Origin of the sequence: Micromonospora sp. WMMD1128 (assembly GCF_027497235.1) — a bacterium.
Taxonomy (GTDB): Bacteria; Actinomycetota; Actinomycetes; order Mycobacteriales; family Micromonosporaceae; genus Micromonospora.
In genome coordinates, this window is sequence record NZ_CP114902.1 from 5,430,712 (window position 1) to 5,450,891 (window position 20,180).

A 20,180-nucleotide genomic window follows, 5' to 3' on the forward strand; every position below is an offset into this window, starting at 1 on the left:
TCTCACCGTAGCGGCTGCGCCGCGCCTCGGCGTACCCCGGCGGTGTGGCCGTTAGGGTCGGGGCCGTGACCAGCGCCGCCCGCCCGGCCCCGGCGCCCGGCCCGGACCAGGCGCTCCACCCCGCGCCGCCAGCCGTCGGGGCGCGGCTGGCCCGGGCGCGGGCCGCCGCCCGCCGGCACCGCGCGGACCTGCTGGTCGGGCTGCTGTTCGTGGCGTTCGCCGGCTGGCTCACCCACCGCCTGTGGCCGGCGCCGGGCACCCGGATGCTCGCGCTCAACCCCGCCGACCAGACGCTCTACGAGTGGTTCCTGGCGCTCGACGCGCGTGCCCTGCGCGGCGACCTCAGCCTGGTCACCGACCGGCTCAACGCACCCGACGGGGTGAATCTGCTGGCGAACACCTCGGTGGTGGCGCTCGGGATGCCGCTGGCGCCGGTCACCCTGGCCTTCGGTGCGCCGGTGACGTTCGCGCTGCTGGTGGCCGGCGACCTGGCCGGCACGGCGGTCGCCTGGTATCTGCTGTTCAGCCGGGTGCTGGGGGCCCGCCGGCTCGCCGCCGCGCTCGGCGCGGCGCTCTGCGGTTTCGGGCCGGGGATGGTCTCGCAGAGCAACGGCCACCTGCACATGACCGCGCAGTGGCTGGTGCCGGTGATCGTCTGGTTGGTGGTCCGGCTGCTGCGCGCCGCGGATCCGGCCGGCCGCCCGGACGGCCCGGACCGCCGCCGGATGGCCTCCTCGGCGGTCGGGCTGGCCGCCGTCGTCAGCGTGCAGGTCTTCGTCGGCGAGGAGGTGCTCTTCCTCACCGCGCTCACCCTGGCGGTGATGGCAGTCGGGTACGGGTTGGCCGACCGGGAGCTGGCCCGTCGCGCGCTTCCCGGTTTCGCCGGTGGGCTGCTCTGCGCCGCCGGACTGGCGCTGCTGGTGCTGGCGTACCCGCTCTGGGTGCAGTTCGCCGGCCCGCAGGGCGTGGCGGACGGGATGTTCCCGGCGGCCTACTTCTCCGCCGACCTGACCGGCTGGGTCCGGCTCTCCGCGCTCACCGTGTTCGGCAGCCCGGAGTCGGTCCGGCTGACCACCGGACCGGCCGAGTTCACCACGTTCCTGGGCTGGCCGCTGCTGCTGGTCGCGGCCGGCTGCGCGGTCTGGTCGGGGCGGCGGGCCCTGGTGCGCGCCATCGTGGCCGCGGCGCTCGTGATGGCCGCGCTCGCGCTCGGCCCGGAGGTGGTGGCCGGTGGCGAGCGGACCGGCGTACCCGGCCCGTACGCGCTGCTCGACGGCCTGCCGGTGGTGGACGGCGCGCTGCCGACGCGTTTCGCGCTGGCCGTGCTGCCACTTGTCGGCGCCGTGCTCACGCTCGCCGTGCACCGGGCGCTGCGCGAGCCGGGTCCGGCCCGCCGGCTGGTGCCGCTCGCGGTCGGCGCGGCCCTGCTCAGCGTGTTCCCCACGCCGCTGCCCACGGTCGACCGGCCGCCGCTGCCCGAGTTCGTCACCGGCGGTCACTGGCGGCAGTGCGTACGCCCCGGCGGGGTGCTGGTGCCGGTGCCGACGGCCACCCCGCGCGATCCCGGACCGATGCGCTGGGCCACCGCCGCCGGAGTCGAGTTCGGCATGCCGGAGGGCTTCTTCATCGGCCCGTACGGGCGGGGCGGCTCCGCCACCATGGGCACCTGGCAGCGCCCCACCTCGGCCCTGCTCGCCGACGTGGCCCGCCGGGGCGTGCCGCCCGCCGTCGGCGACGGGCAGCGCCGCCAGGCGGCCCGGGACGTCGCGGCCTGGCGCGCGTCGTGCGTCGCGCTCACCGACGACGCCCCGCACGCGACGGCGCTGCGCCGCACGTTGGAGGCGCTGTTCGGGCCGGGCACCCGGGTCGCCGACGCCTGGACCTGGCGGTTCAGCCCCGCGTAGCGCCGACCGGCGGGGCGGACGCCTCGGCGAACTCCTCGCGCGGGTCGTGCAACTGGCCCAGGGCGACCACCTCACGCTTGAGGAAGAACGCCAGCGACCAGTCGACCACCACCCGGACCTTGCGGTTGAGCGAGGGGATCCGCGACATGTGGTACGTCCGGTGCATGAACCACGCCGGCCAGCCGGTCATCTTGATGCCGTATACCTGCGCCACGCCCTTGTGCAGGCCGAGGCTGGCGACGCTGCCGACGTGCTTGTGCTTGTAGTCGACCGGCTCGCGCCCACGAACCACGTTGGCGATGTTGTCGGCCATCCGGGCCGCCTGCCGCACCGCGTGCTGCGCGCTCGGCGAACAGAAGTTGCCCGGCTCCTTGGTCAGGTCCGGCACGGCGGCGCAGTCACCGGCGCTCCACGCGCCGTCGACCACCCGGTCGCCGTCGACGACCTGGAGCGTCGGGAGGCAGGTGACCCGGCGGCGCTCGTCGCGCGGGAGGTCCGTCGCGTCAAGCATCGGCGACGGCTTCACGCCGGCGGTCCAGACGATCGTGTCGGAGGGGAAGCTGTCCCCGTCGGAGAGCCTGACCACCCCGTCGACGCAGGACTCCAGCCGGGTGTCCAGCCGGATGTCCATGTTCCGCTTCATCAGCTGCTGCACCGTGTAGGCGCCCATGTCCCGGTCGACCTCGGGCAGCACCCGCTGGGTCGCCTCGACGAGCACCCAACGCATCTCCGCCGGCGTCAGCTCCGGGTAGTAGCGCAGCGCGTCGCGGGCCATGTCCTCCATCTCGGCGAGCGCCTCGATGCCGGCGTAGCCGCCGCCGACGAAGGTGAACGTCAGCGCCCGGCGGCGGACCTCCGGGTCGGTGGTGGCCGCCGCCACGTCGAGCCGGTCCAGCACGTGGTTGCGCAGGAAGATGGCCTCGCCGATGGTCTTGAACCCGATGCCGTTCTCGTGCAGGCCGGGGATCGGCAGGGTGCGGGAGACCGAGCCGGGGGCGACCACCACGTGGTCGTACGGGATCTCCCGGGCCGGGCCGCTGATCGGCTGCACCACCGCGGTCTTGCGGTGGTGGTCGATCCGGGTGACCGTGCCGGCCACCACCGTGCACTTGCGCAACTCCCGCCGCAGCGGCACCACAGCGTGCCGAGGGGAGATGTTGCCCGCCGAGGCCTCCGGGAGGAACGGCTGGTACGTCATGTGCGGCTGCGGGTCGACGACGACGACCTCGGCCTCACGCGAGCTCAGCTTCTTGGACAGGCGCAGAGCGGCGTACAGGCCGACGTGCCCGGCACCCACGACAAGGATCCGCTTCGGATTCACGCCTCCATCTTTCCCCGGGGGGCTCGGGTAATCCCGCGCGAGACCCCCTTCTGTGACGGAGCACAACCGGTGTGACCTGCGCAACGTGCCCGGGATGTCCCGTCATCTGCGACGCAGCAGCCACCCCAGCAGCGCGCTCAGCCCCACCGCGACCAGCAGCCCCGCCACGGTCGCCGCCTGCGTGCCGCCGCTGCCGCCGACCCCGCCGAGCCAGGCCAGCACGATGCCGAGCACGGCGCTCGCCAGCACCACCCCGCCGGCCCGGGTTAGCCAGCGCAGCACCAGGTCCGGATCGATCAACCCGTCGTAGGGCAGCAGCGCGGCGAGCGCACAGAGCGTGTGCGCCAGATAGAGCAGCGTGGCCACGGCGAGCAGCCGCCACAGCGCCGGCGGCCGGTCGAAGCCGAGCGCGGCCAGCAGCCAGCCGGCGACCGTGACGAGCGCGGCGAAGGTCGGCCAGATCCGGCGTGGCCCGACCGCCGGCAGCACCGCGGCCACCGTCAGGGCCAGCAGCGCCCGCGGGGCCAGCGCCTCCGCCGGGTACGCGAGGAGGAAGCCGGCCAGCACGACGAGGAAGATGCCGCCCCGCACCAGCAGCGGCAGCGCGCTGACCCGCGCGGCCCGGTACCGCAGCCCGCGCACCCGTTCGACCACGCCGTTCATCGTGCCCGCCCTTCGTTCGCGACTGCGGGACTCCGCTCCGCTGCGTTCCTCGCGCTCACCGGCCCCCCACCCGGGGGGCGGTGGCCAGGCGGGCCACGTCGCGCAGCACCTCGTCCAGGCTGCCCGCGCCGGCCCACCGCACCACCGGCACGCCGTGCTCGCGGAGCTGGCCGATCATCGTGTCCCGGTCCAGCCGCCACAGCCGGTACGCCACCTCGGCCCAGCCCCGGTCCTTCGGCACGGGCAGCTCGGCCGGCAGCGTGTCCACCGCGACCACGAACCGGCCACCACGCGCCAGTCGGGCGAGCATCTGCGCCGACCGTTCGTCGAGCAGCGGCGTGAGCACCACCACGAGCGCGTCCGAGGAGAGCACCTGCGGGCCGAACACCTGGTCGTACGGCTCGTGCGGGGAGGACTCGGCGTGCACGTCGAGCAGCCACTCCAGCACCGTCAGGTATTGCCGCCGGCCGGTGGCCGGGCGCAGTCGCCGGGCGGCCGGACCGTACTCCAGCAGCGCCACCCGGTCGCCCCGGTGCAGGTAGTGCTCGGCGATCGCGGCGGCGGCCCGGACGGTGGTGTCGAGCACCGACGCCGGTCCGCGTACGCCGCCGGACCGGCCCGCCTCGGCCAGCACGTCCAGCAGCACCACCACCTCGGCGTCCCGGTCGGAGAGGGTGGCCGCGACGTGCAGTTGGCGGGCCCGCAACGACACCCGCCAGTCGATCCGGCGCAGCCGGTCCCCGGGCGCGAAGACGCGTACGCCGGCCAGCTCGCCGCTCTCCCCCGGCCGCCGGGACCGGTGCCCGCCGACCAGCCCGGCGGCCCGGGGCATCGCCTCGACCGCGTCGAACGGCTCGGTGCGCGGATAGACCCGGGCCCGGATCGCGTCGGTGATCACCGCCCGGGAGACGAGCAGCCCGTCGGCGGCGGCGACCCGGACACCGGCCGGGCCGACCGGGTGCCGGCCCCAGCGCAGCGCGGCGCCGGTCAGTTCCAGGTCGACCGCGCTGCCCGGGGGGACGGAGGTGACGAACGGCCGGTCCGCGCCGCCGGAGCGGCTCACGTCCACCGCGGCGCCACCGAAGCCGACCTGTTCCACCCGCAGCCACGGGGACATCCGGGTCCGCACCACCGCCATGTCGTACCCGATCAGGTCCGGGTTGGCGACCGCCACCGTGGCGGCCATCGGCGCGCCCTCGACCAGGTGGGTGTCCCCGACGCTCAGCTCCAGCTCGGGCTGGACGGCTGGGCGGCGGCGCAGCGCGTACGCGGTGCCGAGCGCGAACGGCGTGGCCAGCACCACCAGGTCGATCCGGCCGAGCAGCACGGCCGCGACGATCAGCACGCCGGTGAGCAGCACGGCCCGGCCGAGCGCCCAGGTGGGCGCCCAGCCCCCCGCCGGCTCGGCCCGCGCGTCCATCAGCGCCCGGCGGCGTAGCTGGGCAGCGCGCCGCTGGCCGGGGCGGGCGTCGACTCGAGCACCTCACCGACGACGAACGCCGGGTCCACCCGGCGCAGCCACATCTCCGGCCGCAGCGTGATCCGGTGCGCCAGCGCGGGCGCGGCCACCGCCTTCACGTCCTCCGGCACCACGTAGTCCCGGTTGGCGAGCACCGCGCGCGTGCGGGACAGCAGCAGCAGCGCCAGCGAGCCGCGCGGCGACGCGCCGACGAGCACCGACGGGTGTTCCCGGGTGGCCGCGGTGAGCGACACGATGTACCGGCCGATCGAGTCCTCGACGACCACGTCCTCGAGCGCGGCCTGCATGGCGCGTAGCGTGCCGGCGTCCACCACCGGCTTGATCTCGGCCTCCTCGCGGCGGCGGGCGATCCGCCGGCGCAGCACGTCCCACTCCTCGTCGTGCGTCGGGTAGCCGAAGGAGACACGCAGCAGGAACCGGTCGAGCTGCGCCTCGGGCAGCGGGTAGGTGCCCTCGTATTCGATCGGGTTGGCGGTGGCGAGCACGTGGAACGGCTCGTCCAGCCGGTAGGTCACGCCCTCCACCGAGACCTGCTTCTCCTGCATCGCCTCCAGCAGCGCCGACTGGGTCTTCGGCGGCGTCCGGTTGATCTCGTCGGCGAGCAGCAGGTTGGTGAAGAGCGGGCCGGCCCGGAAGGAGAAGTCGCCGCTGCTCTGGTCGTAGAGGAAGGAGCCGGTGACGTCGGCGGGCAGCAGGTCGGGGGTGAACTGGAGCCGGCGGAAGTCAAGCCCGAGCGCCTGCGCGAAGCACCGCGCGGTGAGTGTCTTGCCCAGGCCGGGCAGGTCCTCCAGCAGCACGTGGCCGCCGGCGAGGATGCCCGCCAGCACCAGTTCCAGCGCGTCGCGCTTGCCGACCACGACGGTGCCGACCGCGTCCAGGACGGCCCGGGCGAGCCGGCCCACCTCGGCGGGGGGCATGCTCCGGTCCACGTCGTTCATCAGAGTTTCTCCAGTTCGGCGACGATCGCCGCGAGGTCGCGCGGCGTCGGGGGGCGGCGGGCGGGGGTGCCGAGGAACGTCCAGAGCGGCTCGCCGAGCAGGGCACGTGCGCGAGCCGGGTCGGACTCGCGGGTCACGCCGTGCCGCTGGCGCAGCCGCTCGTCGGCCAATTCGCCCAGGCGGGGCAGCACCCGCTCGGTGAACCGTTCCCGGTTGTCGGAGCACCAGTCGAGTGGTCGTTCCCAGCCGTTGATGGCGGTCCGCAGCGCGTCCCGGGCGGACCAGTTCCAGGTGCCCGGCTCCTCCCCGCCGGCGGAGCTGCGGACACCGGCGCGGGGCGGCGGCGGGGGTGAGAGCGCGGCGGTGACCCGGCGGACGGCGAGCACCGCGAGCACACCCGCCACGATGATCCAGATCGGCACGCGCAGGCCGACCGCGCGCAGGCCGACCACGATCACCACCACCACGGCGGCGGTGATCGCGGCGGTCCGCAGCAGCATCCGCGCCCGACCGCCGGAGGGCCGTTCCGCGTCCCGGGCCGGCTCCTCGGCGGAGCCGAGCAGATCGTCGATGCTGGTGCTCATACCGGACCCGCCACGCTTGTCAGCTCGCCCCGCAGCCGCCGCAGCGCGGCCCGGGCCTGGTCCCGCATGCGCTCGTCGACCGCGTGGGTGGCGTAGCGGGCCTCCCGGTAGACGTGTGCGAAGCCGTCCAGCACATCGGCGCTGGCGATCGCCGGGATGCCGGCCGCCGGGTCGCCGCGCAGCAGCCGGCTGACCAGGTCGGTCGGGGTGTCCCCGGTCTGCCGGGGCACACCGGCGTCCTCGGCGGCCTCCTCCAGCCGCACCCAGCAGGCGATCACCGCGGTCCGCGGGTCGGTGGACCTGTCGTCCAGTTCCTCCAGGCCGGCGTCCAGGGCCGCCACCACCTCGCGCGCGGTGCCCTCGGCGGTACGCCGGGTGCGCCTCGTCGCCACCGCGCGGGTCCGGCGGCGCGGCAGGGTGCGGACGATGCTCCACAGCGCGTAGCCGACACCGGCCAACACGATCGCGGACAGCAGCGCCACGGCGGCGGTGCCCAGCCAGTCGGGCACTCCGCCCGAGGAGGGCTCGCCCACTTCCCGAGGCTCGATCCGGATCGAGGGCACCGCCTCGGGCGACGGATATTTCGGCGCGTACGGGACGCCGGGCGGGATCCGGCTGGCCCCGATGGCGGAGTGACCGGCGGCGAGCGCGGCGACCGCGAGCAGGGCCGCCACCGCCGCGACCGGCCACCACCTGCGCAGCACGCCGAAATCCATTCCACCGCCTCAGGTGTGTCAGTCCACCCCGGACAGGTGCTTCGCCCGGGTGAACACGTCGTCCAGCATCGAGGGCGTGAGCCGGCCGGTGAACGTGTTCTGTTGGCTGACGTGATAGCAGCCGAGCACCGCCGGCACGGACTCGCCGGACCAGTGTGCCCCATGCCCGAACGCCGGTCGCGGTGTGGGCGGGCGCTGTCCGTACACCTGGCGTAGCACCGGCCACCACGCGGCCCACGCGAACGCGCCGAGGGCGACCACGACGCGCAGCGTGGGGCGTACCAACTCGACCTCGCGGTGCAGCCACGGCGCGCAGGTGTCCCGCTCGGCCGGGGTGGGTTTGTTGTCCGGCGGCGCGCAGCGCACGGCGGCGAAGATGCGGGTGTCCCGCAGCGTCAGGCCGTCGTCGGCGGCGACGCTCGTCGGCTGGTTGGCCAGCCCGGCCCGGTGCAGCGCGGCGAAGAGGACGTCACCGGAGCGGTCGCCGGTGAAGATCCGGCCGGTGCGGTTGCCGCCGTGCGCGGCCGGTGCCAGGCCGAGGATCGCGATCCGCGCGTCCGGCGGGCCGAGGCCGGGGACCGGCCGCCCCCAGTAGTCCTGGTCGCGGAACGCGGCCCGCTTGACCCGGGCCACCTCCTCGCGCCACGCCACCAGTCGGGGGCAGGCGAAGCAGTCGCTGACCGCGCCGTCGAGGTCGGCCAGGTCGGTCGCCCGCGCCGCGCGGGAGACCACCTCCTCGGGGGTACGCGACTCAGCCAAGCTTCGCCCGGAACAGTTCCAGCGTGCGGGCCCACGCGGTGGCGGCGGCCCGCTGGTCGAAGTGCTCCGGCCGGTCCTCGTTGAAGAACGCGTGCGCGGTGCCCGGGTAGTCGAACGTCTGGCAGGTGCCGCCGGCTGCCTCGATGGACCGGCGTACGCCCTGCACCCCGTCGGCGGCGGACAGGCCGTCCGCCTCGGAACAGTGGATGAGGGCGGCCTTGCCGGCGTAACCGGCCCAGTCGTCGCTGTCGGCGGGCATGCCCTCCCAGGGCAGCCGCGGGTAGAAGCCGGCGGTGGCGACGATCCGCTCGGAGGACGTGCCGGACCACAGGGCCAGGCTGGCGCCCGCGCAGAATCCGGCGCAGCCCACCTTGCCGGCGACCTCGGGCCGGTTGGCGAGGTATTCGGCGGCGGCGGCGATGTCGCTCGCCGCCTCGTCCATCTGTGTGCTGTTCAACATCTGCCGGGGCTCGGTCGGCTTGACGGCCGGGCCGCCGTGCCGGAAGTCGGGGGCGAGGGCGACGAAGCCGGCCTCGGCGAACCGGTCGACCACGGCCCGGACGTGGGGCACCAGCCCCCACCAGTCCTGTATGACGATGACCGCCGGGCTGGCCGCACCGCCGGAGGGTATCGCGAGATACCCCTCGCTCGTTCCCCCGTTGCCGGTGAAGCTCACCATTTCGCCCATGGGCCGTCCTCCTAGCGGTCAGTCAACGTTGGCTGGTCGCACAGTTGGGTGTCACGTGCCGGTAGCGTGCCACGCGATCATGGGCCCGGGGAAGACGGAACAACAGTGGCATTCACCTCCTGCCAACCGGTGCCCGCACAGCAGCCGCGTCCGCCTCACGGTGGTAGGCGAGGCGGACACGGGACGGCGTTCGTGGGTGCGACCGCGACGGTCAGTTGGTGGGTGTCGGAGCCGGCGACTCCGATTCCGTCGAAGCGTCGGGGGCGGGCGTGCGCGTGGGCGTGGCGCTCGCGGTCGGCGCGGGTGCGCTGGTGCGCGTGGGTGCGGGCGGGGCCGGCGGCCCGAACGGGGCGAGTTCCGGGCAGTACGGGTAGGCATTGCGCGGCGCGGGCACGGCGCCGTACGAGTCGAGGCAGTTGGGCCAACCGAGGCGGATCGGCACGCCGTTCTGGTCGAAGAGCTGGGCGTCGCGGATCAGCCGCCCCTGCTGGTCGTAGACGAAGACGTCCTCGATCCGGTCGTACCGGCGATCCACCGCCACCTGCTCGTAGTCGGCGGGGTTGACGCCGCCGGCGCGCTGGTCCACCTCGGCGAGCACGGCGACCGAGAACAGCAGCAGCGCGGCGGTGCCCAGGTGGTGCAGCCGTCGCGGCCACCCGGCGAGGTCGGCGGAACGGTGGCCCCACCACACCGACGCGACGACCGCGCCGATGAGCACCAGCAACCCGGCGGAGGTATTGGTGCCGAGCCGCGGCACCAGCCCGACCTGCCCATCCGTCATCGCGGCCACGAGCAGGGCGGCCAGCCAGCCGCGCACCAGCCACCAGGCCGGGCGTAGCGGGCGCAGGAAGTCGCTCACCGTCTCGTGCCCGAGCACCGGGCCGAGCTGGCGGTCCATCAGGCGCAACTGGGTGACCGCCTGCTCCCGCACCTCGGCCAGGCGGTGGAAGCGCGCCGGTCGCTGCCCCTCCCCGGCGCCGGCGGCGGCGCGCAGCTCGGCCGCGTACGCCTCCGGCGTGCCGAGCCGGTCGACGAGCGTGCCGTCGCCCTCGGCGGCCACCTCGGCGAGGTGTTCCGGAAGGTCCTCGGTCAACTCGTCCCGGAGCGCCGGCGGGAGGTCGGCGAGCGCGGCCCGCACCCGGTCGACGTAGTCCGTGATCTCCTGCCCAGTGACGGTCATGCCGCCATCCCCCGATCGTCGAGCAGTGCGTCCATGGTGGTGGCGAACGAGCGCCAGGTCTTGCCGGAGCGGGTGAGCTGGTCCCGCCCGGCGGCGTTCAACGAGTAGTACTTGCGGTGCGGCCCGGATTCGCTCGGCACCACGTAGGTGGTCAGCAGGCCGCCCGCGAAGAGCCGGCGCAGGGTGCCGTAGACCGAGGCGTCGCCGACCTCGGTCAGGCCGGCCTCGCGCAGCCGGCGGAGGATGTCGTAGCCGTAGCCGTCCTCGTCCTTGAGCACGGCGAGCACGGCGAGATCGAGGACACCCTTGAGGAGTTGCGTCGCATCCACGCTCAACACACTAGTGCGCATTACAGAATACCGTCAAGAACGCCATGCCTTCGGCCCCACCGCCGGTGATCAAGGAGTTCGCCAGCGGTGAATCCGGCGCAAACTCCTTGATCACCGGAGCGGGGGGCGGGCGGCCCAGCCGACAAAGCGGTCGAACAACTCCTGCGGGTTCGGGTTCTGTCGGAGCAGGTCGGCGGCGGCGTCGAACAGGCAGGCCGCCATGTAGATCGACAGGGCGACCCGGTCCCGCCGGTAGTCCATCAGCAGCAACAGGCGGGCCGGCTGGCACGGCCAGGGGCCCGCGCACACCCGACAGAGCCAGCACGGCCGCATCGGGAGGTGCGGTCGCACGACCCGGCGACCGCGATCGGGTACGGAAGAAGCGCTCATCCCCCGATCGTGTCGACTCCCGTTGACGGTGTCAATAGTCTCCGTAGTTGTCGCCGTCCACAGACTGCGCCGCTGCCATCGTCAAGGCGTGGAGTTGGTGGGCGTGTCGGAGATCCGAGCGATGCTTGGCAACGTCTCGCGCCAGCGTGCGTCCGTGATCGCTAATCAGCGCAACTTCCCTGAGCCGATCGCCGTGCTGGCCATGGGCAAGGTGTGGCGGAAGTCGGACGTTGAGAAGTGGGTGCGGGAGCACCGGCCGGACCTGTCTTCCGACTGATCCGCCGATCACGGAGTGGTGGCACCTCCCATGTCGGCCTCGTGGCCACGTCACCCGGCCCCGTCGCGGACCCCGCGCAAGTGCTCAAACGGGCAACTGCGTGCAAGCTGGGCGTGTTCTCCGGCCGGATCTCGTACGAGGCAGCGCGATTGGCGAGTTTCGGTCAATGATCGACACCAGTTCGGTGAAGTGGTGGCATCCCGCCCGGCCGGATACCGCCACTTCGCCGAGCTGGCGTCCGTCCCGCCTGACCTCCCGGCAAGTGGGACGGCTAACCCGAAAACTGGACCATCGCACCCGGTGCGATCGAGTGGATCACTCGGCCAGTCGCCGCAGCAGCTCGGTGTCACGTTCGACGACGTCGCGCGCCAGGTCTCCGGTCTGCGCCTGGCGGGAGCGGGCCGCGGCATCGACCGGTGCTCCTGGCCGAAGAGCCGTCCGGCCCTCTCCAGGCGAATCGACCAGACCAGGCCAGTCGCCAGGCGAATCGACCACGGCTACGCGAGGCTCCAGGCGATGCCGTCGAGGATGTCGTGTTCGGAGGCGACCACCGACGACATGCCGGCCCGCTCCATGATGATGCGCAGCACCAGCGCGCCCGCGCCGATCACGTCCGCCCGACCGGGGTGCATCACCGGCTCGGCCAGCCGCTGCTCCCGGGTGGCGCCGAGCAGGTAGGCGGTCACCGACGCCACCCGGGCGTACGGCACCCGGGCGTGGTGGATGCGGTGCGGGTCGTACTCCCGGAGCCCTTCGGCCAGGGCGACCACTGTGGTGACCGAACCGGCGAGCCCGACGAGCGTGGCCGCCTCCCGGCCGGGCACGGCGGCGAGCGCCCGGTCCACCGCCGCCGCGATGTCCGCCTCGGCGGCGGCGATCTCGGCCGGGCCGGGCGGGTCGCCGTGCAGGTGCCGTTCGGTCATCCGGACGCAGCCGATGTCCACCGAGATCGCCCCGCGCACGCCACCGGAGCGGGTGCCGACCACGAACTCGGTGGAGCCGCCGCCGATGTCGACCACCAGGTACGGCGGCTCGGCGTCGGCGGGCAGGCCGCGCACCGCGCCGGTGAACGAGAGGCGGGCCTCCTCGTCGCCGGTCACCACCTCCGGCGGTACGCCGAGCGTCCGCTCGACCATGGTCCGGAAGTCGTCGGCGTTGGAGGCGTCGCGGGAGGCCGAGGTGGCGCACATCCGCACCCGGTCGACGCCCGCCTTTTCGATCTCGGCGGCGTAGTCGGCGAGCGCCACCCGGGTCCGCTCGATCGCCTCGGGCGCGAGCGTGCCGGTGCGGTCCACGCCCTGGCCCAGCCGCACGATCTCCATCCGCCGGCTGACGTCCACGAGCGGCGCCGACGGCCCGGCGGACGGATCCGGCAGGTCGGCGATCAGCAGTCGGATCGAGTTGGTCCCGCAGTCGATGGCCCCCACGCGCGCGCTCACGCCGCCCACCCTACGACAGGTGCCGCCGGCCGTCGGCGATCATGAAGCTGGCGGCGACAAACCGGACAGCGGACGCCGTCAACTTCATGATCACCGCAGAGGGGGCGCGGGGTCAGAGGCGCAGCAGCATGCGGGTGTTGCCGAGGGTGTTGGGCTTGACCCGTTCCAGGTCGAGGAACTCGGCGACACCTTCGTCGTAGGAGCGCAGGAGCTGCTCGTAGACGGGCTGCGGGACCGGGGCGCCGTCGATCTCGCGGAAGCCGAACGCGCCGAAGAAGCCGGTCTCGAACGTGAGCACGAAGATCCGGGCGACGCCCAGCTCCCGCGCCGCGTCGATCAGCTCGCCGACGATCCGGTGCCCGAGCCGGTGCCCCCGGCAGGACGGGTCCACCGCCACGGTGCGGATCTCGGCCAGGTCCTCCCACATGACGTGCAGCGCGCCGCAGCCGACCACCGTCCCGTCCGGCGTCACCGCCACCCGGAACTCCTGCACGTCCTCGTAGAGCGTGACGGTGGCCTTGCTGAGCAGCCGCCGGTCGTCGGTGTAGGTGTCCACCAGCCGGCGGATGCCGCGTACGTCGGCGGTCCGGGCGCGGCGGATCGTGACCTGCTCGACGGTGGTCACGGTGTGGGGACGTCCACGCAGGGGCCGGCGGCCCACCACTTCTCCACCAGCGCCAGCGTCTCGTCGCCGAGCGGATTGACCCCCGGCCCGGCGCCGAGCGCGTGGCCCATGTGCACGTGCAGGCACTTCACCCGGCCGGGCATCCCACCGGCGGAGATGCCGGCGATCTCCGGCACCTCGCCGATCGCCTCCCGGCGGGCCAGATAGTCCTCGTGCGCGGCCCGGTAGCGGGCGGCCAGCTCCGGGTCCGCGGCGAGCCGGTCGGCCATCTCCTTCATCAGCCCGGCCGACTCCAGCCGGCTGCACGCCGCGGTGGCACGCGGGCAGGTCAGATAGAACAGCGTCGGGAACGGCGTGCCGTCGGCCAGCCGGGGCGTCGTCTCCACCACGTCGGGCAGGCCGCACGGGCACCTGTGGGCCACCGCCCGGGTGCCGCGCGGCGTGCGTCCGAGCTGCGCGCCCACCGCGGCCAGGTCGGCCTCGGTGGCCGGCTGGCGCTCCGGCGGGGGTACGGAGTCCGCCGCCGGATCCTGCGGTGGTACGACGTTCAACGGGTCACGCCTTCCTCGGTCGCTCACTTGTCGGGACGCTCGGCGTTCGCCGCCTGCACGCTCGACCACAGGGTGTCGTACCACGGCTCGGGCGACGCCGGCGCCCCCGGCTTCGCGCCCTTGCCGGCGTCCCGGGCGGCGCCCTCGGCGTCCCGCAGCACCACGAGCGCCGTCTCACCCGGCCGGATCATGAAGAAGCGTTCCCGCGCCTTGGTCTCGACGTAGGCGTCGTCCTTCCACTTGGCCGCCTCGGCGGTGAGGCGCTCGATCAGCCTCCGCTGCTCGGCCTGGGACGCCTCCATCCGCTCGATGTCGGCCTGCTGGTCGAGATAGACCCGGACCGGATAGGTGTACGCCAGGGCGAGCGCGATCAGCACCGCGAACAGCACGGTGGCGCGCCCGGTGAAGCGCCGGGGTTGGGGTGCGGTGAGCCGCTTGACCGTGCCACCGGCGGCGGTACGCCGGGCCGCGGCCGGGCGGCTCGCGGAGCGTACGCCGTCGGCGGCCCGGGGTGCGCCGGGTGACCGGCCGGCGGCACGCGACTCGGCGCGGACGCCGCCGTCACGGGCCGTCGACCGGACCCGGGCACCGCCCGCCCGACCGGCCTGTCCCGGCCGGCGGACGGGCCGCTGGCCGCCCGGTGTGCGGCGCTGCTGCATCGGTCACACCCCTCCCCCGGAGCGCTGCCTCAGGCCGAACGGTAGCGCGGGAACGCGCCCGCGCCGGCGTACCGCGCCGCGTCGCCCAACTCCTCCTCGATCCGCAGGAGCTGGTTGTACTTGGCCACCCGGTCGGAGCGGGCCGGCGCGCCGGTCTTGATCTGGCCGCAGCCGGTGGCGACCGCCAGGTCGGCGATGGTGGTGTCCTCGGTCTCGCCGGAACGGTGGCTCATCATGCACTTGAAGCCGGCCCGGTGCGCCAGGTCCACGGCGTCGAGCGTCTCGGTGAGCGAGCCGATCTGGTTGACCTTGACCAGCACCGCGTTGGCGGACCGCTCGGCGATGCCCCGGGCGATGCGCTGCGGGTTGGTCACGAACAGGTCGTCGCCGACGATCTGGATCCGGTCGCCGAGCGCGGCGGTCAGGGTGGCCCAGCCGCTCCAGTCGTCCTCGGCGAGCGGGTCCTCGATGGACACGATCGGGTAGTCGCCAGCGAGCTTGGTGTAGTAGTTGCTCATCTCCTCGGCGCTCTTGGCGCTGCCCTCGAACGTGTAGGTGCCGTTGTCGAAGAACTCGGTGGCGGCCACGTCGAGCGCGAAGACGATGTCGGTGCCCAGCCGGTAGCCGGCCTTCTCCACCGCCTCGGCGATCAGGTCCAGCGCGGCGGCATTCGTGGGCAGGTTGGGGGCGAAGCCGCCCTCGTCGCCGAGACCTGTCGACAGGTCCTTCTTCTTCAGCACCGACTTCAGCGCGTGGTAGACCTCGGCGCCGGAGCGCACCGCGTCCCGGAACGTCGGCGCGCCGATCGGCGCGATCATGAACTCCTGGATGTCGACGTTCGAGTCGGCGTGCGCGCCGCCGTTGAGGATGTTCATCATCGGCACCGGGAGCAGATGCGCGTTGGGGCCGCCCAGGTAGCGGAAGAGGCTCAGCTCGGCGCTGCCGGCGGCGGCCTTCGCCACGGCCAGCGAGACGCCGAGGATCGCGTTGGCACCCAGCTCGCCCTTGTTGTCCGAGCCGTCGATGTCGATCATCTTCTGGTCGATCAGCCGCTGCTCGCTCGCCTCGTAGCCGATGAGCTGGTCGACGATCCGGTCCTCGATGTTGGCGACCGCCTTCTCGACACCCTTGCCCAGGTAACGGCCCTTGTCACCGTCGCGCAGCTCGACCGCCTCGAAGGCGCCGGTGGAGGCGCCGGACGGCACCGCGGCGCGGGCGATCGTGCCGTCGTCGAGCCCGACCTCGACCTCGACCGTCGGGTTGCCCCGCGAGTCCAGGATCTCCCGGGCGACGATTCCCTCGATGGTTGCCACTGAGTCGCTCCTCGTTTGTGTGTACCGGTCCGGTGTGGGCCGCGACGGTGCGGCTGAGGCAGGTGTTGAACGCAGCGTATCGGTCCCCGCCCTCCGGCACGCCGCTCGGGGCGGTCCCCACGGCGGCCACTGAGACGGACATTCCCGCTTTACCGGTCGTCAACCGGCAACGGGTTTGCGAGAGGTTGCGTCGATCGACAAGGCTGGGCATCATGCCTGCCGCCTCGACGACACTCCGCGTGCTCGCCGCCTCGGTCATCGCGTCGCTCTCGGTCACCGGCTGCCAGGCCCTGGACGGCGCGGGCGTCGCGCTCGGGCGGGCCGACCTGGTCAACGACCTCGCCGCGCGGATGGACCGGGCGCTGGAGCAGACCTGGGCCGCCGACTACCAGCTCGCCGGGGGACAAACCGCGTCGATCGCGCAGACCAAGGATCCGCTGCGCTCCACCTACACCTGGTCGGGCGGCAAGATCACGGTGACCCAGGAGGCGGTGACCCGGTGCACCAGCGCCGCCGGGCGCACCTCCTGCACCGTGTCCCCGCCGGTGCTCACCGCCGGCAAGCCGTCGGTGATCGTCTACGACGAGGCGCGCAAGCAGGGTCTGGTCACCCCGCCCGCGGTGATCCGGCTGCTCACCGACGCGGCGCTGCAACCGGAGGCGGCCATCAAGCAGACCGACACCACGCTGGCCGGGCACCACGCCACATGCGTCGACGTCACGAGCGCCGGGGAACGCTTCACCGCCTGCGTGACCACCGAGGGAGTGCTCGGCAGCTTCACCGGCACGCTCGACGGCAAGGCCGCCGAGGTGACGCTCAGTCGCTACACCGAGTCGGTCGAGCCGTCCGCGTTCGCCGTGCCGCCCGGCGCCGGCGTGGTGGACCAGCGCACCAAGAAGACGTCCTGACCCGTCACACCCCCAGCAGCGTGCGCAGGTGGCGCGGCGGCGGGCAGTTGTGCGCCAGCATCGCGTCGTGCCAGTCACGCACCGGCACGCCGTCCGGCCGGGAAGCGGCGATGTCGGCCATCTCGCTGTAGCCGACGAAGTAGGTGGAGAGCTGGGTGGAGGTGAGCAACGCCCGCCGCCACTTGCCGGCCGCCTCGCCCTCCTCCTGGAAGCCGCGCCCGGTCATCAACGCCATCGCGTCGGCCTCGGACAGGTCGTCGCAGTGCACGAGCTGGTCGAGGAGCGCGTTGATGGTCATCCGGAGCTGCATCTTGAGCTGCTGCAACCGCACCGGCAGCCCGCCGAAACCGAGCCCGGCCATCAGCTCCTCGGCGTAGACCGCCCAGCCCTCGATGAACACACCGGACTCGGTGAGCGCCCGCACCCGGGTCGGGCCGGCGTAACGCCGGGCGTGGGCGAGCTGGAGGAAGTGGCCGGGCATCGCCTCGTGCACGGTCAGATTGCGGATCATGTGGTCGTTGTATTCCCGGTAGAACGACTCGACCCGCTGCGCCGGCCAGCCCGCCGGAGTGGGCGCGATGCAGTAGAACGTCGGCAGGTCTGCCGTCTCCAGCGGGCCCGGCGCGTCGCAGTAGGCCACCGCCACGCCCCGGGCGAACTCCGGCATCTCCTGGATCACACACGGGTCGTCGACGAGGCTGACCAGGTCGTGGAGGCGGACGAAGTCACCCGCCTCGTCGAGCGTCACCGAGGCGAGGTCCACGATCGTCGCGTCTGCCGGGTGCTCGGCGGCCAGCAGGTCCAACGCTCGGCGTACCGTCTCGTCGTCGGCCGGACCACCGACCAGCTCGACGGCCGCCGCCCGGATCTCGTCGGTGACCCGGTCGAGGTTGGCCCAGGCGCGGCGCTGCACCTCGGCGGCGCCCAGCTCGGTGTCGAGCGTGTGCCAGAGCCGCGCCTCCCAGCGCCGCCGGCCCAGCCGGGCGTCACGCCCCGGGCCGGCGTCGGCCGCCAACCCCGCCCGCAGCCACGCCACGAACTCGTCGAGCGCGGCGATCGCCGCGGTCGCCGCCGGCCCCACCCGGTCGCGCAGCGCCGGCGCCTGGGCGAGCAACGCCGGCACCTCGTCGCGCACCAGCGCCGCGGTGCCGGCGAACTGGCCGACCGCCGTCTCGGCATGGACCCGCGGCATGTCCCGCAGCGTCGCACGCGCGGTCGCCAACGCATCCGGCACGGCGGCGAGGCGCCCGGCCAGGTGCGCCAGCCGCTCCTCGACCGGAGCGTACGGCCGGGCCAGCAACGCGTGCAGCAACGGACCCGGGTTGTGCCGCAGCGGATCCCACTCGTGGCCGCGGATCTCGGTCGCCTCGAACAGCCCTCGGTCGACCAGGGCGCTGAGCAGCGCGTGGTCGACGCTCTCGTCGGCGTCGAGCACGTCCGGGTCGATCTCGGAGAGCGCGTCGGCCGCGTCCTTCAGCATCGCCCGGTCGGCGGCGAGCGCGTCGGCGGAGAGATCGGGCAGGCGGTCGTCGTAGCGGTGGTCCCCGGCGGAGGTGGCCAGCCCGGGCCGGCTCTCCAGCAACGCTTCCACGATCCGCTCCGCGAGCGGCACGAACGCTTCCATGCCCGAACCCTACCGACCTACCCCGACGTTCCCGAGGGCTCCGGACTCGGGGGTCAGGTCGGCTGGTCTCCGGTGGCGCGCTCGGCCGCGCGGACCGCGTCGGCGTACGCCAGCGCGGCGCGACGCAGCGCGGCCTCCGGGTCGATGCCGGCCTGCCGGGCGGCGGCGACCGTGGCCAGCAGACTCGCGCCGAGCCGCGCCTCCGGGTCCACCTGAGACTCGGCGAGCGGCGGCGGCACGGCCAGGCCGACCCGGCCGGCGCGGTCCAGGATCTTCGCGGCCAGGGCGAGCGCGGGCTGGCTCAACGCGACACCGTCGAGCACCGAGTCACGGGTCTTCTCGGCCCGCTTGATCCGCTCCCAGTTCGCCTCGATCTCCTCGATCGAACCGGCGTGCTCGCCGGAGAACACGTGCGGGTTGCGCCGCACCATCTTGTCGACCAGGGTGCCGGCCACGTCGTCGACGGTCCAGCTCTCGCCCTCCGGCAGATCCTCGGCCAGCCGGGCGTGCAGCAGCACCTGGAGCAGCACGTCGCCCAGCTCCTCGCGGAGCGCGTCGGTGTCGTCGGCGCTTATCGCGTCGTACGCCTCGTAGCACTCCTCGATCAGGAAACCCGCCAGGCTGCGGTGGGTCTGCGCCCGCTTCCACGGGTCACCGCCCGGCGAGGCCAGCCGGTCCATCACCTCGACCGCGTCGAGCAGCCGGGCGCCCGGCGGGTCCCAGGAGCCGTACATCAGCTCCAACTCGGCCAGCCCGGGCTGACGGGCCAACCGCAACCCCAGCTCGCGGGCGAGCGCCTCGTCGCCGGCCGGGCCGGCCAGCCACACCGCGCCGCCGTGCGCCGCGGCGGCGTCCAGCAGGGCCTGCGTCGCGCCGTCGGTCACCACGCGCACCTCGGCGCCCGCCGTCCGGACCGCCCGGGTCAGCTCGCTCTCCGCGCCGGTGAGGACCGGGGCGGCGCGTACGGCGTCCCAGGCGGCCGACGTCAGCAGGCCGGCCGGCAACCGGGGCGAGGTGACCAGCAGGACGATGCGTGCGGTCATGCTCCGGGCGCCGCCGACGGGTCGACCACCGGCACCGACTCACCGGCGTCCGGCTCCGGCGTGGAGACGTCGGTGACCGACGAACCGGGCTCACCCAGCGGCACGGCCACCGCCGGCACGTTGCCCTTGAAGCTGAGCAGCGGGAAGGCCAGCGGGCGGTAGCGCGGGTTGACCGAGACGTCGTACCCGCCGATGGCGTCGGCGAGCGACTTGCGGGTGCCCAGGGCGGAGCGGAGCTGCTCGCCGTCGAGCTGGCGGGCGGCGTCGGCGTCCGAGACGTCCGGCGGGATGGCGCCGGCGGCCCGGCCGGCGGAGATCACCGTGGCCAGCTCGTCCGGCGTGGGGGCGGCCTGCTCGGAGGCCGGCAGGCCGGACATGCAGGTGTAGAACTCGGCCACCTTCTTCGGGTACGCCGCGTCGGCGGGCAGGCCGGTCTGCTCCGCGACCTGCTCCGGGGTCACCTGGCCCTGCGGCTGGTAGCCCTTGTCGGCGGAGAGTTCGCGGCACACGTCCGACAGCACGAGGGTGGCGACCACCTGGTCCCGGGCCGGCAGCAGCGCATCGGCCTGCGGTGCGGTGGCCGGCTGGCTGGCCAGGCCGTCCCGGACCTCGTCGAGGATCGAGGTGACCTGATCCTCGGTGACGCGGGTGTCGCCGACGTAGGCGGCGACCCCGGGCTCGGTACGGCAACCGGAGAGGGCGACGAGGCCGACCGCCACGCTGGCGACGGCGACAAGACGGCGAGCACGCATGACGGTCACTCTCTCACGCCCCGTATCCGGCTGTGAC

At 73.9% G+C, this 20,180-nt stretch carries 22 protein-coding genes; 3 read left to right on the forward strand and 19 right to left on the reverse strand.

The window, feature by feature from the left end; translation table 11 throughout:
- The first annotated feature begins 65 nt into the window (after nucleotides 1-65).
- Entirely contained in the window at nucleotides 66-1,904 is a 1,839-nt protein-coding gene (locus tag O7602_RS24210; RefSeq protein ID WP_281584907.1) for a hypothetical protein, read from the forward strand.
- On the opposite strand, the gene O7602_RS24215 is transcribed toward O7602_RS24210, so the two are convergent.
- The 11 genes from O7602_RS24215 to O7602_RS24265 all read right to left on the reverse strand — a co-directional run bounded on the left by O7602_RS24215 (nucleotide 1,891) and on the right by O7602_RS24265 (nucleotide 10,952).
- On the reverse strand, nucleotides 1,891-3,225 hold the full coding sequence (locus tag O7602_RS24215) for an NAD(P)/FAD-dependent oxidoreductase (RefSeq protein WP_281584908.1): 1,335 nt from the start codon (nucleotides 3,223-3,225) through the stop codon (nucleotides 1,891-1,893). The two genes, O7602_RS24210 and O7602_RS24215, sit on opposite strands and share 14 nt — an antisense overlap.
- 102 nt (nucleotides 3,226-3,327) lie before the next feature.
- Complete coding sequence (locus tag O7602_RS24220) at nucleotides 3,328-3,888, reverse strand: hypothetical protein (RefSeq protein WP_281584909.1); 561 nt, start codon at nucleotides 3,886-3,888, stop codon at nucleotides 3,328-3,330.
- Nucleotides 3,889-3,943: 55 nt separating this feature from the next.
- On the reverse strand, nucleotides 3,944-5,308 hold the full coding sequence (locus O7602_RS24225) for a DUF58 domain-containing protein (RefSeq protein WP_281584910.1): 1,365 nt from the start codon (nucleotides 5,306-5,308) through the stop codon (nucleotides 3,944-3,946).
- Nucleotides 5,308-6,306, reverse strand: coding sequence for a MoxR family ATPase (locus O7602_RS24230; protein WP_281584911.1), 999 nt, complete (start codon nucleotides 6,304-6,306; stop codon nucleotides 5,308-5,310). Before O7602_RS24230 ends, O7602_RS24225 begins: the two co-directional genes overlap by 1 nt.
- Nucleotides 6,306-6,890 (reverse strand): hypothetical protein, encoded by a 585-nt coding sequence (locus O7602_RS24235; RefSeq protein WP_281584912.1) that lies wholly within the window; start codon nucleotides 6,888-6,890, stop codon nucleotides 6,306-6,308. Before O7602_RS24235 ends, O7602_RS24230 begins: the two co-directional genes overlap by 1 nt.
- Nucleotides 6,887-7,606, reverse strand: a complete 720-nt coding sequence (locus tag O7602_RS24240; RefSeq protein WP_281584913.1) for a DUF4129 domain-containing protein — start codon at nucleotides 7,604-7,606, stop codon at nucleotides 6,887-6,889. The genes O7602_RS24235 and O7602_RS24240 overlap by 4 nt, the downstream gene beginning before the upstream one ends.
- 18 nt (nucleotides 7,607-7,624) lie before the next feature.
- Nucleotides 7,625-8,338 (reverse strand): uracil-DNA glycosylase, encoded by a 714-nt coding sequence (locus tag O7602_RS24245; RefSeq protein ID WP_281590494.1) that lies wholly within the window; start codon nucleotides 8,336-8,338, stop codon nucleotides 7,625-7,627.
- 19 nt (nucleotides 8,339-8,357) lie between these two features.
- Nucleotides 8,358-9,053, reverse strand: a complete 696-nt coding sequence (locus O7602_RS24250) for a dienelactone hydrolase family protein (protein ID WP_281584914.1) — start codon at nucleotides 9,051-9,053, stop codon at nucleotides 8,358-8,360.
- Between the two features lie 211 nt (nucleotides 9,054-9,264).
- Nucleotides 9,265-10,233, reverse strand: a complete 969-nt coding sequence (locus tag O7602_RS24255; RefSeq protein WP_281584915.1) for a hypothetical protein — start codon at nucleotides 10,231-10,233, stop codon at nucleotides 9,265-9,267.
- Entirely contained in the window at nucleotides 10,230-10,562 is a 333-nt protein-coding gene (locus O7602_RS24260) for a PadR family transcriptional regulator (protein WP_281584916.1), read from the reverse strand. Before O7602_RS24260 ends, O7602_RS24255 begins: the two co-directional genes overlap by 4 nt.
- Nucleotides 10,563-10,673: 111 nt before the next feature.
- On the reverse strand, nucleotides 10,674-10,952 hold the full coding sequence (locus tag O7602_RS24265) for a hypothetical protein (RefSeq protein ID WP_281584917.1): 279 nt from the start codon (nucleotides 10,950-10,952) through the stop codon (nucleotides 10,674-10,676).
- Nucleotides 10,953-11,040: 88 nt separating this feature from the next.
- Here O7602_RS24265 and O7602_RS24270 point away from each other — a divergent pair, with 88 nt between their 5' ends.
- Nucleotides 11,041-11,229 (forward strand): hypothetical protein, encoded by a 189-nt coding sequence (locus O7602_RS24270; RefSeq protein WP_175441273.1) that lies wholly within the window; start codon nucleotides 11,041-11,043, stop codon nucleotides 11,227-11,229.
- A 497-nt stretch (nucleotides 11,230-11,726) separates the two neighbouring features.
- Here the strand turns inward: O7602_RS24270 and O7602_RS24275 are convergent, their stop codons facing one another.
- The 5 genes from O7602_RS24275 to eno form a co-directional block, all read right to left on the reverse strand.
- Nucleotides 11,727-12,656: a Ppx/GppA phosphatase family protein gene (locus O7602_RS24275; protein WP_281590496.1), complete on the reverse strand. Its 930-nt coding sequence runs from the start codon at nucleotides 12,654-12,656 to the stop codon at nucleotides 11,727-11,729.
- A 124-nt stretch (nucleotides 12,657-12,780) separates the two neighbouring features.
- Entirely contained in the window at nucleotides 12,781-13,293 is a 513-nt protein-coding gene (locus O7602_RS24280; protein WP_281584918.1) for an amino-acid N-acetyltransferase, read from the reverse strand.
- Nucleotides 13,290-13,844, reverse strand: a complete 555-nt coding sequence (locus O7602_RS24285; RefSeq protein WP_281584919.1) for a DUF501 domain-containing protein — start codon at nucleotides 13,842-13,844, stop codon at nucleotides 13,290-13,292. The genes O7602_RS24280 and O7602_RS24285 overlap by 4 nt, the downstream gene beginning before the upstream one ends.
- A gap of 23 nt (nucleotides 13,845-13,867) precedes the next feature.
- Nucleotides 13,868-14,503: a septum formation initiator family protein gene (locus O7602_RS24290; RefSeq protein ID WP_281584920.1), complete on the reverse strand. Its 636-nt coding sequence runs from the start codon at nucleotides 14,501-14,503 to the stop codon at nucleotides 13,868-13,870.
- A 29-nt stretch (nucleotides 14,504-14,532) separates the two neighbouring features.
- Nucleotides 14,533-15,816, reverse strand: coding sequence for a phosphopyruvate hydratase (eno, locus tag O7602_RS24295; protein ID WP_281584921.1), 1,284 nt, complete (start codon nucleotides 15,814-15,816; stop codon nucleotides 14,533-14,535).
- A 212-nt stretch (nucleotides 15,817-16,028) separates the two neighbouring features.
- On the opposite strand from eno, the gene O7602_RS24300 reads away from it, so the two are divergent.
- Nucleotides 16,029-16,724: a hypothetical protein gene (locus tag O7602_RS24300; protein WP_281584922.1), complete on the forward strand. Its 696-nt coding sequence runs from the start codon at nucleotides 16,029-16,031 to the stop codon at nucleotides 16,722-16,724.
- A 4-nt stretch (nucleotides 16,725-16,728) separates the two neighbouring features.
- On the opposite strand, the gene O7602_RS24305 is transcribed toward O7602_RS24300, so the two are convergent.
- Genes O7602_RS24305 through O7602_RS24315 form a run of 3 tightly spaced genes read right to left on the reverse strand, consistent with a single transcriptional unit; the run spans nucleotide 16,729 to nucleotide 20,143 of the window.
- Nucleotides 16,729-18,348 carry a DUF885 domain-containing protein gene (locus O7602_RS24305; RefSeq protein ID WP_281584923.1) on the reverse strand — a complete coding sequence of 540 codons (1,620 nt, stop codon included), beginning with the start codon at nucleotides 18,346-18,348 and terminating at the stop codon, nucleotides 16,729-16,731.
- A 53-nt stretch (nucleotides 18,349-18,401) separates the two neighbouring features.
- Nucleotides 18,402-19,391 (reverse strand): nucleoside triphosphate pyrophosphohydrolase, encoded by a 990-nt coding sequence (locus O7602_RS24310; protein ID WP_281584924.1) that lies wholly within the window; start codon nucleotides 19,389-19,391, stop codon nucleotides 18,402-18,404.
- Entirely contained in the window at nucleotides 19,388-20,143 is a 756-nt protein-coding gene (locus O7602_RS24315) for a hypothetical protein (RefSeq protein ID WP_281584925.1), read from the reverse strand. Before O7602_RS24315 ends, O7602_RS24310 begins: the two co-directional genes overlap by 4 nt.
- Between the last annotated feature and the right edge of the window lie 37 nt (nucleotides 20,144-20,180).

Excerpts from the sequence above, each read along its gene's own strand:
- O7602_RS24220 (WP_281584909.1), bottom strand. The coding sequence starts at position 3,888 with ATGAACGGCGTGGTCGAACGGGTGCGCGGGCTGCGGTACCGGGCCGCG.
- O7602_RS24225 (WP_281584910.1), bottom strand. The coding sequence starts at position 5,308 with ATGGACGCGCGGGCCGAGCCGGCGGGGGGCTGGGCGCCCACCTGGGCG.
- O7602_RS24230 (WP_281584911.1), bottom strand. The coding sequence starts at position 6,306 with ATGAACGACGTGGACCGGAGCATGCCCCCCGCCGAGGTGGGCCGGCTC.
- O7602_RS24235 (WP_281584912.1), bottom strand. The coding sequence starts at position 6,890 with ATGAGCACCAGCATCGACGATCTGCTCGGCTCCGCCGAGGAGCCGGCC.
- O7602_RS24240 (WP_281584913.1), bottom strand. The coding sequence starts at position 7,606 with ATGGATTTCGGCGTGCTGCGCAGGTGGTGGCCGGTCGCGGCGGTGGCG.
- O7602_RS24250 (WP_281584914.1), bottom strand. The coding sequence starts at position 9,053 with ATGGGCGAAATGGTGAGCTTCACCGGCAACGGGGGAACGAGCGAGGGG.
- O7602_RS24255 (WP_281584915.1), bottom strand. The coding sequence starts at position 10,233 with ATGACCGTCACTGGGCAGGAGATCACGGACTACGTCGACCGGGTGCGG.
- O7602_RS24265 (WP_281584917.1), bottom strand. The coding sequence starts at position 10,952 with ATGAGCGCTTCTTCCGTACCCGATCGCGGTCGCCGGGTCGTGCGACCG.
- O7602_RS24290 (WP_281584920.1), bottom strand. The coding sequence starts at position 14,503 with ATGCAGCAGCGCCGCACACCGGGCGGCCAGCGGCCCGTCCGCCGGCCG.
- O7602_RS24300 (WP_281584922.1), top strand. The coding sequence starts at position 16,029 with ATGCCTGCCGCCTCGACGACACTCCGCGTGCTCGCCGCCTCGGTCATC.
- O7602_RS24305 (WP_281584923.1), bottom strand. The coding sequence starts at position 18,348 with ATGGAAGCGTTCGTGCCGCTCGCGGAGCGGATCGTGGAAGCGTTGCTG.
- O7602_RS24310 (WP_281584924.1), bottom strand. The coding sequence starts at position 19,391 with ATGACCGCACGCATCGTCCTGCTGGTCACCTCGCCCCGGTTGCCGGCC.
- O7602_RS24315 (WP_281584925.1), bottom strand. The coding sequence starts at position 20,143 with ATGCGTGCTCGCCGTCTTGTCGCCGTCGCCAGCGTGGCGGTCGGCCTC.